Source organism: Proteus vulgaris (assembly GCF_011045815.1).
GTDB classification, from domain to species: domain Bacteria; phylum Pseudomonadota; class Gammaproteobacteria; order Enterobacterales; family Enterobacteriaceae; genus Proteus; species Proteus vulgaris_B.
Window position 1 is genome coordinate 704,770 of record NZ_CP047344.1, and the last position, 15,708, is coordinate 720,477.

A 15,708-nucleotide genomic window follows, 5' to 3' on the forward strand; every position below is an offset into this window, starting at 1 on the left:
CCCTCTTTTTTATTTGCTGAGAGTATAGCGCACCTTGCTTTTTTAGTGAAAACTCAACAGTAAGCCTTTTTTTGAGTGATTTTTCACCGAAAAATGATTTATTTACCTTAACAACACCATGGTATTTCAGTAATGTTAAGGTTAGTCATAAATCTGTCATAAAACTGCATCATAATCATTTTGACCCTCTATATACATTACACAGGATAGAGTATGGCAAGGCGTATTCTTGTTGTTGAAGATGAAACCGCAATTCGAGAAATGATCTGTTTTGTTTTAGAACAAAATGGTTTTCAGCCCATTGAAGCAGAAGATTATGATTCTGCATTGAGTTTTCTTATCGATCCTTACCCTGATCTGGTTTTATTAGATTGGATGATCCCCGGAGGTTCCGGTTTACAGGTAATAAAACAGATGAAGCGAGAAAGTAATACTCGTGACATTCCTATTATTATGTTAACGGCAAAAGGGGAAGAAGAAGATAAAGTCCAAGGCTTAGAAACGGGTGCTGATGATTATGTTATCAAGCCCTTTTCACCTAAAGAGCTTGTCGCCCGAGTGAAGGCAATTTTACGGCGTTTATCACCGATGTCAGCGGAAGATATCATTGAATTCAATGGATTATCGCTTGATCCTGTTTCTCATCGAGTAACTAGTCAAGATAAACCGATTGATATGGGGCCTACTGAATTTAAACTCCTGCACTTTTTTATGACGCATCCTGAACGCGTGTATAGCAGAGAACAACTGCTAAACTATGTTTGGGGAACGAATGTTTATGTCGAAGACCGTACCGTGGATGTGCATATTCGTCGTTTACGTAAAGCCATTGAAGAAGATGGTCATGACCGAATGATACAAACAGTACGTGGAACGGGATATCGCTTCTCTGCCCGTTTCTAAGTCAATATGGGAGTAATCGTCAGGTGTTAGAACGACTATCATGGAAAGCCCTCGTTTGGGGGCTATGTCTATTTTGTTTACCTGCCTTTGTATTATCACTTTTTATTGGCCATCTTCCTTGGCTGCTGGTGGCATCACTTTTTAGTGCTTTGGTTTGGCATGCTTATAATTTGATGAAATTGTCTAAATGGTTATGGCTCGATCGCTCAGTCTTACCACCAGAAGGCAGAGGAGGATGGGAGCCTATTTTTTATGGCATTCGACAAACACAGCAACGTAATCGTAAACGACGTCGAGAATTAGGCGACTTAATTAAGCGCTTTAGAAGCGGAGCTGAAAGCTTACCTGATGCGGTTGTAATGATGACTAATGAAGGTAATATTTTTTGGTGTAACAGCTTAGCTCAACATCTATTAGGTTTTCGGTGGCCAGAAGACAACGGGCAAAATATTTTTAATTTATTACGTTACCCAGATTTCTTGCACTATTTTACCGCAGGCGATTTTAGTCACCCTTTAACGATTTCTCTTAATAATGGTTCTATTGTGGAGTTTCGTGTGATGCCATACAGCGAAGATCAACGTCTAATGGTGGCGCGAGATGTGACAGAAAAAAATAAACTAGAAAATGCACGACGTGATTTTTTTGCCAACGTGAGTCACGAATTAAGAACGCCTTTAACCGTTATTCAAGGCTATCTTGAAATAATGAAAGAAAATAGTGCAGAAAAACCCGCAGAACATAAAGCGATAATGACAATGCAAGAACAAGCTAAACGGATGGATACGTTAGTAAAGCAGCTCTTACAACTTTCCCGTATTGAATCAGCTCCTCATATCGATTTAAATAAAGTTGTTGATATACCCGCCATTTTAACCTTATTACAACAAGAGGCGAACTCACTAAGCCAAGGACAGCATCATATTACCTTTGATATTGATGAACAGTGGGCTGTACGTGGTAATGAAGAGCAGTTGCGCAGTGCTGTGTCTAACTTAGTCTATAACGCGATTAATCACACAGAAGAAGGCACAACAATAAAAGTCAGCTGGAAGAAAATTCCTCAAGGTATGTTATTTAGTGTCTCCGACAACGGGTCAGGGATCAGTGCTGAACACTTAACACGTTTAACAGAGCGTTTTTATCGTGTTGATAAAGCACGCTCTCGCCATTCTGGTGGTACAGGATTAGGGTTGGCAATTGTGAAAAAATCACTGCTTCATCATCATTCACAATTGAATATTGAAAGTAAAGTTGGGAGTGGAAGTACGTTTTCTTTTATTCTGCCTCAAACCTTACTATCTGCTAAAAAAGTACATTAATCATCTTTTCTATTTAAAGCCTTTATCACCTAATGTTTAATTAGTGATAAAGGTTTTTTGTCTTTTTATCACTCTTTTCGATGTCAATAAAAACTAATATCGTAGCGTTAAATTTTAATATTATTAATTAATAAGAACTTTAAATATTGCTAATGAACAATATTGTTGGTGATAAAATGCACAAATCATATCGTGTATATTCGGTGATATATGATAGTTATAACTAGCACTGAAAAATAGTTTAGATGATTATTCTGGTTTTTGGATTAGCTATTGCCTTTTTTCATTATAAAAGTTTTACTTGTGCCCAGTTATCGGCAATTTTTTCTATTTGATACGTAATTGCTCTGCATGAAATGATTATATGTGGATATTATCCTGAATAATAATGATATGAGCGCAAATAGATATTGTTGATTTTATGTTACGCCATCTCGGCGCTATTTAACCATTATTGTAACTACATATTAACAAAACTTATGGCACATAGATTAACTTCCAGAGATATTCTGGCATTAGGGTTTATGACCTTTGCCCTTTTTGTCGGTGCTGGCAACATTATTTTTCCTCCTATGGTGGGTTTGCAATCCGGTGAATTTGTTTGGACAGCCGCAATCGGCTTTCTTATTACTGGTGTCGGTTTACCTGTATTAACCATCGTTGCATTAGCTAAAGTTGGTGGTGGCATTGAAGCATTAAGTACACCTATTGGTAAATCAATGGGACTGTTATTAGCAATTGTTGCTTATCTTGCTGTTGGCCCTCTTTTCGCAACACCGCGTACTGCAACCGTTTCTTTTAAAGTGGGTATTGCTCCTTTAGTGGGTGATACTGAAATGTCATTGCTGATTTATAGTATTGTCTATTTTTTAATTGTTATTGGTATTTCGCTTTATCCGGGAAAATTACTAGATAGCGTTGGTCATATTTTGGCACCGATTAAAATTTTGGCATTGGCTGCATTGGGTATTGCTGCGATATTTTGGCCTGCAGGTGGTGCTATTCCTGCTACTGAAGCTTATCGAGATATGGCGTTAACTCAGGGCTTTATTAACGGTTACCTCACCATGGATACATTGGGAGCTATGGTTTTTGGTATCGTGATTGTTAATGCGGCTCGCTCTCGAGGTATTGATAATTCATCCTTGTTGACGCGTTACACGATGTGGGCGGGAATTATTGCAGGTATATTATTAACTGCGATTTATTTGAGTTTATTTAAATTAGGCTCTAGCAGTGGCAGCATTATTCCGGGTGCCCAAGATGGTGCAGATATTTTACATGCCTATGTTCAATATACATTCGGTAACTTTGGTAGCTTCTTCTTAGCTGTCTTGATCTTCTTAGCCTGCATGGTGACAGCTGTTGGTTTAACGTGTGCATGTGCGGAGTTCTTTAGTCGTTATTTGCCTATCTCTTATCGTACATTGGTACTGATTTTAGCGATATTTTCAGCTGTTGTTTCAAATTTAGGATTAAGCAAACTGATCGCGTTTTCTATTCCTGTGCTGATTATGATTTATCCACCTTGTATTGTGATTATTTTAATGAGTTTCACATTACGATTGTGGAATAACCCAAGCCGTATTATCGCACCAGCAATGGCGGTTAGTTTATTTTTTGGTATTTTTGATGCCATAAAAGCCTCTGATTATTTGAAGCATTTATTACCAGAATGGGCGACAAAACTGCCGTTAAGTGAGCAAGGTTTAGCATGGTTGATCCCAGTATTAGTGACAATTGTTGTATGTGGCATTTACGATAAAGTGGCGGGCTCACAGAATAAAAAAGTGATCCATACTGAAGCCATCCATAAGCAATAAAGTACGTTGATTTGAAAAATAAAAAGGGAAACGAAAGTTTCCCTTTTTTTATTGGAGTTAAAGCAAGTGTCGATTTTCTTTTAAGCGATCAGCAAGTGTTTTTTCTATATCTGCTCGTATTAATTTGGAGACATCATATTCTTTGGCAAGTGATGAGAATCGAGCAATAACATCAACGGTATGATGAATATACGCTTGTGCTTGTTGCCAACTTTCAAAACCGGCAATTTCAGCAAGTTGCTTTATTGTATTTAATGGTGGCTTTTTACCATATCCAGCAAATGAAGTGATATGTTCATTTCTTGGATTGGGATTATAAGTCACATCATAAAAAGGGGCTGGTTCCCAATGTCCATCATCATATTGTAGAAATGACCAATTTTTACTGTGATCATCTTGATTAGAAGCGAATAGATTAAAAATGGCTCGTTTAAATTGGAGTTTTCCAGCTGAAACTGATTTGCATAGCACACGATTTACTTTGATTAAATCTTCATAATCTAAAGAAGGTAACCTAAAATCAGCATCTAATAATCCGCATGCGCTGTGCATGATTAAACGTCCTGATTTACCAGAACTATTTGTGATACGATCAAAGCGTTTTAATGCTAGCCAAGATTTTCCATTACTGTTTTTAGGAACGTCAATAAGTCGCCATTGTGGAGGATTAAGCTCTAGTTCTTTTGCTAGAGTGAGATAGATGGCTTCACATAATCCTTCATCGTGACCAAGAAGTAAGTTTTTGGACGTAAATTTGATCAACCATGACTCATCACCTTCTTCTTCATATGTTTTACATTTATTAAAGTCGTCTTGATTAAAATAAAGTAAGGCTTTAGGTCTCGCCCCTCCAGAACTACCAACAATAGCAAGCTCAGATAAAACAGTTTCCGTTTGCCCGTCAAATACAGCTTGTGCTTCTAACCCTAAATTAATCAAGTCAACTTCAAAATGTTCATCTGCTTGGTAGTCAGAGATAGGTAAATAAGATAATCCCCCCATACCTTTATTACCAACAAAGGCTAGCCTATCCATTGCTGTAATTTCATGTGGTTGTATGCCGTGTTGGCGAAAAATTCTGTCTTGTAATAATCGTCCCCACCCATCAGGTAAGCTATCAGAGAAAATCCCATGCAAATTATCATGAGTTTTTTTAGGTGCAATTTGTAAATCTGTATTATTTTTCAGATTAAAAGGAGAGCTATTGCCATATTGTGTTAAATAGTGTGCATCATATTGAAAAAATACATCATTATTGTTTTGTACTAATGTCCCCATTAAAATAGGAGCACCCGTAGACAATGTTCGTGTTACATTTAATTGTTTTGTTGGCTTAAAACTCATCTTGCAATACCTCCTCAATCGTTCTTGGTATACGAGGCTTATTGACTTTTTTAGGGTCAACAACGGCATAAAGATTATTTAAATCATCAAGGCATTGCCAAAGTAACAATAATTGACGTAGTGAAATTTTGCCTTGTAGTTCAAATTTTTTAATCGTTGATGCTGGGACGGTACTGCGCTCAGCAAGTTGTTCGCGTGACCATTTTTCTTTTTCACGCTGTTTTCGTAAATGAGTAGCAAAGGCTCGACTTACATCGAGATCAGTCAGTAATGAGAGTTTCATTATTAGCTCTAAGTATTAAATGGATACTATAGTGTCTAATTATAGCATAAATTAGCTATTTTAGACACTATAGTATCCATTTAATGAAAGTGGCTTTAGTGGGGATTTTCTATTAATTATGCGTTTCAGTGAAATTATCCATTGTTACTGGGCGTTGGTTTTCATCTAAATAATAATGGACTCCAGCAACAATATTATCTTCACCTTCATAGAAAATGTTAAAACGAGTACGTTGCCCATCATGATAAGCAATCACGGCACTACCGCCTTTTCCTAAGCAGAACTGATGGAGATCACCGGTTGAGATACAAATACTGTTGTCGCCAGATACTGTGACTTTACAGTTATCACCCGTATTAATTGCTATAGAGTTATTTCCAGTAACATTGATTTGCGCTAAATCACCTGTATTAGTGACTTTTGCGCGATCTTGAGAGGCTGTAATAAAGTTACGCATACCGCTATTGGCGATATGAACACCATTGCCTGAGGCATAAATTTTGACATCATTGCCACTATTACAAATGCGAGAGCGCCCACCTAAGCTACCAATACGACACTGATTGCCTGTATTACACACTTTTCCTGCAAAACCCGTATTCATCAATTGATTGCTATAGCCTGTATTGGCAATGCTATTTTCATCACCGGAAAATGCCACAATGTTATTACTACCACATAAAGCGAGATCGGCGCTGAGTTGCTGGCTTTTTAAGATTAACTGATGCCATTCGGTAGAGAATTGAATATTTTCAGCACTAGGCAAGGTGTTGTGGTATGGCAAGCGTTGTAATGTGACGCCTTGTTGTTGTTCATCACCGAGTAGGAACAAGATGTTTTCCATCACTTCTTGTTCCTGTTTGGCAAAGGAGGCTTCGTTAAAATGACGTAAATAAATATATTGAATAAAGCTTTCTATCCATTGTGTACGGCGCTGTTTTATTAACTCACAATGGATAGCACTGTAAGTGCCTCCATTAGGAAAATAACGTAGAAACCAACGATAAAGCGAAGTTGAAACATGCAGTTGTCGTAAGTCTTCTTTTGTTAATGTGATATTTTCCTTTGAAGGGACTGACATATAAGCTCCTCAATAAATTTCTTTATTAGTGTCTGTGATAACCATCAACCATACTGCGAAATGTTTGGAATGGCGTTCTTCCTGTTGTACACAGATAAAGGTGACCAATGATAAAAAAGACACTACATACCGCTAATATTTGGTGTGCAATTAATAACCAAGCTTTAAACGTTACAGCATCAGCAGGAATAAACGCTGGATTTTGAAGTAAAACACCGGTTATCAAAAGTAGTGGAACTAATGCATACATCACACCTAAATAAGCCATTTGTTGCAGTGGGTTAAATTTCACATTAGGAGTCGCTGGGAAAGGGTGATCTTCTCCTTTAATAATCCCATAGAGATAAAAACGAGTTTGCATAAAAGCACGTTGAAACCAGTTTTTACCATCAATGCGATAAAATTTACCATTACCGCCGACAAGATTAATTAATACAAAAGATAACCAGCACACTAAGAGGAGATAACCACAGACTTCATGCACACTGACTAATAAGGCTGTATCGTGAGCAGAAAGTAGAGCGAAATGGTTAATGCCACCACTAAGGAGCAATAAAATAAATAAAGAGGCATTACTCCAATGCCATAAACGTACTGCCTTAGAGTAAAGGTAGAGTTTCTCTTCTTTATGTGATTGACCATGTGGTGTAGCAAAGCGATAACGTAAAAAGCCATGAAGTGCGAGCACGAGTAGCATGCCAACGAATAATACACCTGCAACAATGAGCCAAAGCGGTAAATAATCTGGTGTATAAATTAAAACATACTCTTTTAGTGCGGCTTGAAACTGGGCACTGTCTGGCATGGTATTGACGATACTCATACTTTACCCTCCTCTTGAACATGAGGCCCTACACGGCGATAGAGATGGGGTTTTCCTACACCATCAAGTTGATAAATATAATAATCGTGTGTTTTAAGCCATTCTTGAACTTGAGGGCTGTCTTCTCTACCAAATAACAAGGCATTTTGTGGACAAGCACTCACACAAATTGGTGGGAAACCTTTTTGTAATCGAGACTCAAGACAAAAATCACATTTATCAGCAACATGTGTCACAGGGTTAAGATAACGTACTTGGTATGGACATGCTGATATACAGTAGCTACAGCCAATACATTTCTCTTTATCTACACGCACAATACCATTGGTTTCATCACGCCAAGATGCGCCTGTAGGGCATACAGGAATACAAGGAGCATCTTCACATTGCTGGCAGGAGTGTCTAAAGAAATGGTACTTGTCGTTGTCTTCTTTTAGGCTTAATGGAATATGAGCAATATCCATTCTTGCCATTCCCGTTGGAACTTTATTTAATCGACGACATGCAGTGGCACAAATATTACAACCATTACAAAGCGTCTCATCATGGATCATGGCATAACGGATTGGTTTCTTTTCAGCGCTTGCCGCAAGTGCACTTCCTAGTGGCGCACTGAAAAAAATGACCGAACCCATGCCTGCTACAAATTTACGGCGAGAAACACGCATTATTTTTGCTCCTCAGTCTGATGATGTTGTAATACCCACATGACATTTCGTGGATAAGATAGAACGTTAAGGATTTTCATGTTGTTCTACCTCTATCCATTCAGTTAAGCCTCGTGCTTTTCCATAACTCATTAACGTATTGCTAAAGAGATAAGGTGCGTCGTTAGACGCTAAAACTTGCTGAATATCTTGAAAGTCAGGGTGGTCTTTCATCAGTGTCAGTGCATCTTCGATCTCTGAAGCTGTGTAATGAAAGGGTTCAGACATCAACATGCTTTGTTTCAATGGACGAGGATAGGTTTCGCACTCAAATCGAACAACCCCAGCAATTGCGGTGCAAACATCAGCGTGACGATTTAATAATTGCAGTTGTGCGAAGTTATCTGACATAAATTCATCAGAGTAAAAATAATCCTCACCATTGAGACTTAAATGGGCGATATCAATAAACTCGTCGCTTTTTAACGCGGTTTCTAACTGCACAATATCTTCTTGAGTAAGAGAATAGGGCGCATCATACAGCGTTGAAATAGCTAGCAGTTCACCTTCTTTTGAACATTGGCGTATTGCATTCGCTAGATGTTGTTCAGCAGATAATTCTGCGATTTCTTCAACCTGTTCTTCCTTAAGCGCCGTTGTGGTGTTTGCACTGCGTCCAACACCTGTTTCTGATAGAGGCAGTAGCCAACGGCGACGAGAGATATCAGGTTGCTCTAACGCAAAATCTGCATCATCAGCAATATCGGGTGGTATAGAAGCTGATGCATTTTGTTCTATCATCATGATCTCCTTCTTTTACCGATTAACTTGGTAATAAACCACGAGACGCTAAATCGTCAGCAATATCTTGCAATCCAAGGCGCACCAACGTTTCTTTTGTTGGGCAACCTAACTGTGGATCCCAGCCCATTTCTTCATAGAACATGGTGAGAGAAAGCTGCATATCTTCTCTGTCCATTTTGTCTGTACCTTCAGTAAAGACAGGAATATCAGGATCTTTATCGAATACCCATGAGCAAATTTGGTCATGTTCGTTACGCATATCCATGGTATTCATTAATTTAACGGTATAAGCACGGTGTAAAGTGAAGATACGCTCTGAGGCTAAATCTAGATCTTTAGAGGTTGTTGGTTCACCTGTAATAGCGGTAAAGAATTTAGCTTCCATTTCTAAGTCGCCACGATAATTACGGCTTTTATGAGGTGAAACCGTCATTGGCCAAACCCAGTTACATAAAGTGACTGCATCGTGTAAGCAACTACGTAAAATTGTCCATTTGGTGTAAGCAATTTTTGCTTTATTGATTGGTGTGTAATTTTTGGTTTCATCAAAGGCATCACCAGAACCAAATAGCTCACCAGCAATCTCTTTTTGCAGTTTCAGAGGTAAACCACTGCCGATATAGTTGATATGGGTATGTGTCATCGCATCGCGGTTAAACATACAGTTAACGATAGAACCAACTTGGGCAGAGGCTTCATTGGCGTGGTGAATAGGGAAGCCCATTGGTGACCAGAGTTTATTTTTCTTGTTCGCCCAATACTCCTCACCTAAGTTCCAGCGTTGTGCAATTAGGTAAGAGCCATCAGCTAGGTGACTAAATTCACCTTTACGGTGCGCTAAGCGATAATAGAAATCCTTGATAAATTCGGGATTACCTTCTTCCAGTTTATCCCAAGGAATATCATTATATTCCTCTTCAGAAAGAACGCGTTTAAAGACACCGTGGGTGTAACAATAAGTGAAGTCCCGATGAAGTTGGCCGTAGTTACACCATAAACCCATATCATCAAAAATATTCAGACCCACTAAGTTACCAACAACGTTACCATCGCCTTTTTTCTCTACATCTTTAGGGCCATTAGGGAAAATAGTTGTGTGAACAAAGTTAGCAACACAAGTATTACCACCGGTTTGTGGCACACCAAATTTTTTCGCTTGTGGAACGTTGAGTTGTGCCATACAGCGGATAGGGCAAGAGTGACATCCTCCCATTTTCACAGTGTATTCTTCTGCTTCAGGGCCTAAGTCAAAGGTGGACTTCATGGTTCTGAAACCGACAGTATTGATATCACCAGGAGGAATTTCACCTGTTTCAATTGGGCCGCCTTCAGCTGCTCCCCAATAAAGGCCTTTACGCGCAGTCCAACGAGATCCTGGGTGAGAATATTCCGCCCAAGATTGTGGTGTGCTTGGTACAACGTGGTTGTTATTAGAGCCAATTAATTGTGTCATCATGTAGTCGTTAAGCTCTTTTAATGCTTTACGATCAGCAACGTTAACGCCACGGCTACCTTCCACCACAATAGCTTTTAATTTTTTAGAACCTAATACGGCACCAACACCAGCACCACCACTGTGGTTACGGCTATTAATGATGCCAGATAAAGGTACAAGGTTTTCACCTGCGGGGCCAATGGTTGCAACACAAGCTTCAGGGCTTGTTTGAGCACATAACTCTTCTGTGGTTTGGCGAACGCCTTTACCCCATAAGAAAGAGGCATCTTCAATAGATACTTGGTCATCATCAATATGGATCCAAACAGGCTTATCTGATTTACCTTCAATAATCAGAGAGTCATAGCCTGCAAATTTCATCCATGCTGCAAAAAAACCGCCCATATGAGCATCAACAACGAGATTGCCACGAGTAAAAGTGGAAAGAGAGGTGATATTGACACGAGAGCTACAAGGTGCACCTGATCCAGTTAAAGGACCTACAGCGAAGACAACTTTGTTTTCTTCATCAAAAGGTTTAACTCCAGGACCCACTTCGTCATACATAATTTTATAACCAAAGCCCATACCACCAATTAAGGATTTAAATTTACTTGAGCTTTCACGAGTGATGGCACCGGTAGTTAAATTGATTCTTAGAATATTTCCAGTCCAGCCGTTAATCATAATATTGCTTCCTAATCTAAATGTGGTTCAGTGATGTGATTGTATGGATTTTATTAAACAGTAATTTCTTTCCATTCAATGATTTGCAACGCACCTGTTGGGCACGCTGATGCACATTCACCACATAAATTACATTTGCCGGATTTTTTAGTTTGTGGATTGACAGTAGCCATCATCCACGGGCAAGCCGTTGTACAGGCTGCACAACCAATACAGCGACGTGTATCTACGACAATACAGCCAAACTCTTCTTGATAACGGATAGCTTTTACAGGACAAACCTTCATACATTCTGGATCTTTACATTGACGACAAGTATCCGTTGTAAAGTTTAAATCACCATAAAGTCCACCACCGGAGCCAATACCTTTATCACCAAAATAGAAATGGCGATGAATTTTTGTTCGAGAGAAGAAAGAACCAACACTTCCATCGTTCCATGTTGTACATGCTGTTTCACAACGGTGACAGCCAGTACAGCGTGCTCGATTAGTGACTAAAACGCCTTTAGGTGTTGTGGTTAATTGAATGATGCCGCTGTCTATTTCTTCTTGCTTACAACCTAAAAGAGAAAGCAATGCGGGTGCTATAGTGATCCCTGCAAGCCCTTTACCGGATATTCGCAGAAACTCTAGTCTTGATAGTCCAATGTTTAATATTGGACGATGATGTGTATCAGACATTAATATTTATCTCCGCTTAACTAATTTAATAAGAAATAAGTTGTGATGATAAATTATTTATCCGCTTGCCTTATCGTTATATAAAAAATATAATAACGCTGTCGTTAAGGGATATATTATAAATTTCAACTCTTTTTATGATAAAAATACATTGTGATGAAATGTTAAATATTTGTGTTTACAATGTGTTATCTCCACTTTTTGCGTATTTTTATTATCCTCTTTGATAGTGTGGGTATTAATAAATTAATACTGTGACTGCTATCATAGAAATAAAAATAGCGCATGCTATTAATTTAATTTAATTAAATGATTATTATTTTTATCTGTAATTAAGAAGGAGAATAAATACCATTTATATATATTCTATTATTGAAATTGAATTAAAGGTGGATTGCTCTTATATTCTATCTAATATTATTACATTAATAATAAATTGATATTTGATGTTAATTATTTATTTAACCAAAAATTGATATTGATTATTATTAATAGAATGATATATGAATAAATTGTAAAACCATGACTAGATCATTTTTATAAAAAAAGAAACCTTTTCTAATCAAGAAAAGGTTTCTTATATTAATATTATTCTGTGGTTTAGTGATTAGTAACCCACTGCTTTACCTGCTGGGCGACGAACATCATTTGATCCATAAAGATAACCTTCACGTACTGCGCCAGAAACAGCAGAATCATTACCTGATGATGCAGGAATAACACCTTCTTCTCCGGGAAGTCCAACCATAATGAGTTCAGCTGCTCCCCATGGGGTTTGTTCTACCATTTTATATCCCATGGCAGAGAGCTTTTCTAAAGTGTCTTTTGATAATCCTCGCTGCTCATAATAAACCTCATCCGGTAACCATTGATGGTGGATACGAGGGCTATTAACCGCTTCTTGTGGTGGCATTCCAAACTCAATGATATTAAGTGCCGTTTGTAAGGTGATCGAGATAATACGTGAACCTCCCGGTGATCCTAAAATAAGGAAAGGTTTGCCTTCTTTAGTCACAATCGTTGGGCTCATTGATGATAGTGGGCGTTTTAATGGCGCAATGCTATTGCGTTCGCCTTGTACTAAACCATAGAGGTTTTTTTCACCAACTTTGGTTGTAAAATCATCCATCTCATTATTGAGGAAAAAGCCAGTGCCAGGGGCAATAACAACGGCACCAAAACGACCATTAATGGTGTAAGTGGTCGAAACTGCATTGCCGTCTTTATCCATCACAGAATAGTGTGTTGTTTCAGGGCTTTCATGAGGAGCGATGCCGGGTTGTACATTTTCTGATGGCGTTGCTTTATTCGGTTTAATTTGTTGTCGAAGTTCGGTGGCATAAGCTTTACTTAATAACTTTTCTGTTGGATTTTTAATAAATTGAGGATCACCAAGAAACGTGTTTCTGTCCATATATGCATGGCGCATTGCTTCTGTCAGAGTATGAACATATTCAGCAGAGTTAAAGCCCATCGATTTAAGATCGTAACCTTCTAAAATATTCAACGTTTGACAAATAGTGACACCTCCTGAACTTGGAGGTGGTGCAGAAATAAACTCATAACCTCGATAAGTACAGGTGATAGGTTTGGTTTCTGTAATAGTGAAGTTAGCAAAATCTTCTTGAGTTAGCAGACCATTATGTTGTTTCGATGCTTCTTCAACTTTTTTAGGTATTTCACCTTGATAAAATGCATCAGCACCTTGGTTTGCAATCAATTCAAGTGTATTGGCTAAGTCAGTTTGAATTAGACGATCACCCGGCTGCCATGGCGTTCCATCTGGTTTTAAGAAAATTTTTGCCGATTCAGGATCTTGTTTAAAGCGCTCTGTTGTTGTTTCTAATACATCCGTATCTGCACGCGTTAAAATATAGCCTTCTCTTGCAAGCTTAATGGCAGGTGCCATAACATCTTGTCGAGATAGCGTACCGTATTTTTCTAACGCAGAATCAAGTCCTTTAACTGTACCTGGTATACCTGATGCAAGATAACCGTATAAACTGGCGTCTTTAATTAAATTACCTTCTTTATCTAAATACATATTTTTAGAAGCCGCTGTAGGTGCTGTTTCCCTAAAATTGATAAAGGTATTTGTGCCATCAGCAAGGTGTATGGTCATAAAACCACCGCCACCAATGTTACCACAGCAGGCATTTACGACAGCTTGCGCATAACCAACAGCAACGGCTGCATCAATGGCATTCCCTCCTTTTTGTAAAATATCATTCCCTACTTGAGATGCTAAATGTTGAGAAGAGACAACCATACCATGTTGTGCTTCAACAGCAGGTTCATAGGCTGCATAAAGTGAATATGAAAAAAGAGCAGTGAGTAACAGCAGGTGAGTTCTTTTTATAATAATCATTATTATCTCCATTAATAACAGTGAGTTATCTTGAATAAAGACAAATAAAATAGGAGTGGTATACGCTGTTATTAATATTAATTAACAATTGCGTAACAATAAGTATAGAGAGAGGTTATTGCTGAGGAGAATTTTTTTTGATGTGATGATCACAAAATTCTCTTTAAGCTGGAAAATAATAAGATTATGGATAATTAATAATAGCAATAAGGAGATAATCTAATAATAGATAAATGTGGCGATACAATAAAAAAGCCTGTTTTCACAGGCTTTTAGAAAGATATTAGCTTACTGAAATATTACAGCTTGCCAGAGTTTGCTTTTAGATATTTAGCAACGCCGTCTGGAGATGCGCCCATACCTTCTTGACCTTTTTCCCACTGAGCAGGGCAAACTTCGCCGTGTTCTTCGTGGAATTGCAGTGCGTCAACCATACGGATCATTTCATCGATATTACGACCTAATGGCAGATCGTTAACGACTTGATGGCGAACAACACCTTCTTTGTCGATCAGGAATGAACCACGTAATGCAACGCCCGCTTCTGGGTGTTCGATGCCGTAAGCTTTGATGATGTCGTGTTTGATATCAGCAACCATTGGATATTTAACTTCACCAATACCACCGTCATCAATAGGGGTTTTACGCCATGCGTTATGAACGAATTCTGAGTCCATAGAAACACCGATGATTTCAACACCGCGTTTTTTGAACTCTTCAAAACGGTGATCAAATGCAATCAGCTCTGAAGGGCAAACAAAAGTAAAATCCATTGGCCAGAAGAAAATAACGGCAGGTTTGCCTTTGATAAATGAATGCAGGTTGAAATCGTTAACAATTTCGCCATTACCTAAAACGGCAGCAGCTGTGAAATCAGGGGCTTTGCGAGTAACCAGAACCATAATGTACTCCTGTAAATTGAAAGAGTTTATATTCGTCATATTTCAAGTTGTAGCGTTGTTGACTGCGTTCATTCGCACTAGTCACATACTATTGTATGCTCCTAGCGACTCATTCACTTGTCGCCTAGCTACACCTCGAACTATTTAGAGTAAGAATCTCGTCATATTTCAAGTTGTAGCGTTGTTGACTGCGTTCATTCGCACTAGTCACATACTTTTTTATGCTCCTAGCGACTCATTCACTTGTCGCCTAGCTACACCTCGAACTATTTAGAGTAAGAATCTCGTCATATTTCAAGTTGTAGCGTTGTTGACTGCGTTCATTCGCACTAGTCACATACTTTTGTATGCTCCTAGCGACTCATTCACTTGTCGCCTAGCTATACCTCGAACTATTTAGAATAAATTCAGAGTGCATACTCTGTTTTTAGATGATGCTTATAGCATAAATAATCAATCGCTATCGATAAAGTCAAACAGAACAATCTATTTGATAGATTATAGCTATTAACTTAATACAACAAAGTAGGATTATTTATGACTCCTTGTATAACCATTCATTCTAATCAACTTTGAAAATGAATACTATGCTTGTTAACAAAT

At 38.3% G+C, this 15,708-nt stretch carries 13 protein-coding genes; 3 read left to right on the top strand and 10 right to left on the bottom strand.

The features are described from left to right. Positions 1 to 213: 213 nt before the first annotated feature. The 3 genes from phoB to brnQ all read left to right on the top strand — a co-directional run bounded on the left by phoB (position 214) and on the right by brnQ (position 4,048). Positions 214 to 903: a phosphate regulon transcriptional regulator PhoB gene (phoB, locus tag GTH24_RS03300; RefSeq protein ID WP_072069424.1), complete on the top strand. Its 690-nt coding sequence runs from the start codon at positions 214 to 216 to the stop codon at positions 901 to 903. A 23-nt stretch (positions 904 to 926) separates the two neighbouring features. After that, positions 927 to 2,225, top strand: a complete 1,299-nt coding sequence (phoR, locus tag GTH24_RS03305; protein WP_164525945.1) for a phosphate regulon sensor histidine kinase PhoR — start codon at positions 927 to 929, stop codon at positions 2,223 to 2,225. Between the two features lie 479 nt (positions 2,226 to 2,704). Continuing rightward, entirely contained in the window at positions 2,705 to 4,048 is a 1,344-nt protein-coding gene (brnQ, locus tag GTH24_RS03310) for a branched-chain amino acid transport system II carrier protein (RefSeq protein WP_072069422.1), read from the top strand. A gap of 57 nt (positions 4,049 to 4,105) precedes the next feature. Here brnQ and GTH24_RS03315 read toward each other — a convergent pair whose 3' ends face one another. The 10 genes from GTH24_RS03315 to GTH24_RS03360 form a co-directional block, all read right to left on the bottom strand. Next, positions 4,106 to 5,392, bottom strand: coding sequence for a type II toxin-antitoxin system HipA family toxin (locus GTH24_RS03315; RefSeq protein WP_072069421.1), 1,287 nt, complete (start codon positions 5,390 to 5,392; stop codon positions 4,106 to 4,108). Then, positions 5,382 to 5,675 carry a helix-turn-helix domain-containing protein gene (locus GTH24_RS03320; RefSeq protein WP_164525946.1) on the bottom strand — a complete coding sequence of 98 codons (294 nt, stop codon included), beginning with the start codon at positions 5,673 to 5,675 and terminating at the stop codon, positions 5,382 to 5,384. The genes GTH24_RS03315 and GTH24_RS03320 overlap by 11 nt, the downstream gene beginning before the upstream one ends. Before the next feature lie 112 nt (positions 5,676 to 5,787). Continuing rightward, complete coding sequence (gene ydhT / locus GTH24_RS03325) at positions 5,788 to 6,756, bottom strand: protein YdhT (RefSeq protein WP_072069420.1); 969 nt, start codon at positions 6,754 to 6,756, stop codon at positions 5,788 to 5,790. 25 nt (positions 6,757 to 6,781) lie between these two features. Beyond that, positions 6,782 to 7,579 (bottom strand): thiosulfate reductase cytochrome B subunit, encoded by a 798-nt coding sequence (gene phsC / locus GTH24_RS03330; RefSeq protein WP_072069419.1) that lies wholly within the window; start codon positions 7,577 to 7,579, stop codon positions 6,782 to 6,784. Then, positions 7,576 to 8,247, bottom strand: a complete 672-nt coding sequence (locus GTH24_RS03335) for a 4Fe-4S dicluster domain-containing protein (RefSeq protein WP_164525947.1) — start codon at positions 8,245 to 8,247, stop codon at positions 7,576 to 7,578. The genes phsC and GTH24_RS03335 overlap by 4 nt, the downstream gene beginning before the upstream one ends. A 66-nt stretch (positions 8,248 to 8,313) precedes the next feature. Further along, a complete protein-coding gene (locus GTH24_RS03340; protein WP_241254017.1) occupies positions 8,314 to 9,027 on the bottom strand; it encodes a YdhW family putative oxidoreductase system protein in 714 nt (237 codons plus the stop codon). Between the two features lie 22 nt (positions 9,028 to 9,049). Beyond that, on the bottom strand, positions 9,050 to 11,152 hold the full coding sequence (locus tag GTH24_RS03345; RefSeq protein WP_072069416.1) for an aldehyde ferredoxin oxidoreductase: 2,103 nt from the start codon (positions 11,150 to 11,152) through the stop codon (positions 9,050 to 9,052). A gap of 53 nt (positions 11,153 to 11,205) precedes the next feature. Further along, on the bottom strand, positions 11,206 to 11,835 hold the full coding sequence (locus GTH24_RS03350) for a ferredoxin-like protein (RefSeq protein ID WP_072069415.1): 630 nt from the start codon (positions 11,833 to 11,835) through the stop codon (positions 11,206 to 11,208). 607 nt (positions 11,836 to 12,442) lie between these two features. Beyond that, the gene (gene ggt / locus GTH24_RS03355; RefSeq protein WP_164525948.1) at positions 12,443 to 14,203 is read right to left on the bottom strand and encodes a gamma-glutamyltransferase; all 1,761 of its coding nucleotides are present in this window, start codon (positions 14,201 to 14,203) and stop codon (positions 12,443 to 12,445) included. A 299-nt stretch (positions 14,204 to 14,502) separates the two neighbouring features. Continuing rightward, the gene (locus GTH24_RS03360) at positions 14,503 to 15,105 is read right to left on the bottom strand and encodes a peroxiredoxin C (protein WP_072069413.1); all 603 of its coding nucleotides are present in this window, start codon (positions 15,103 to 15,105) and stop codon (positions 14,503 to 14,505) included. Positions 15,106 to 15,708: the final 603 nt, after the last annotated feature.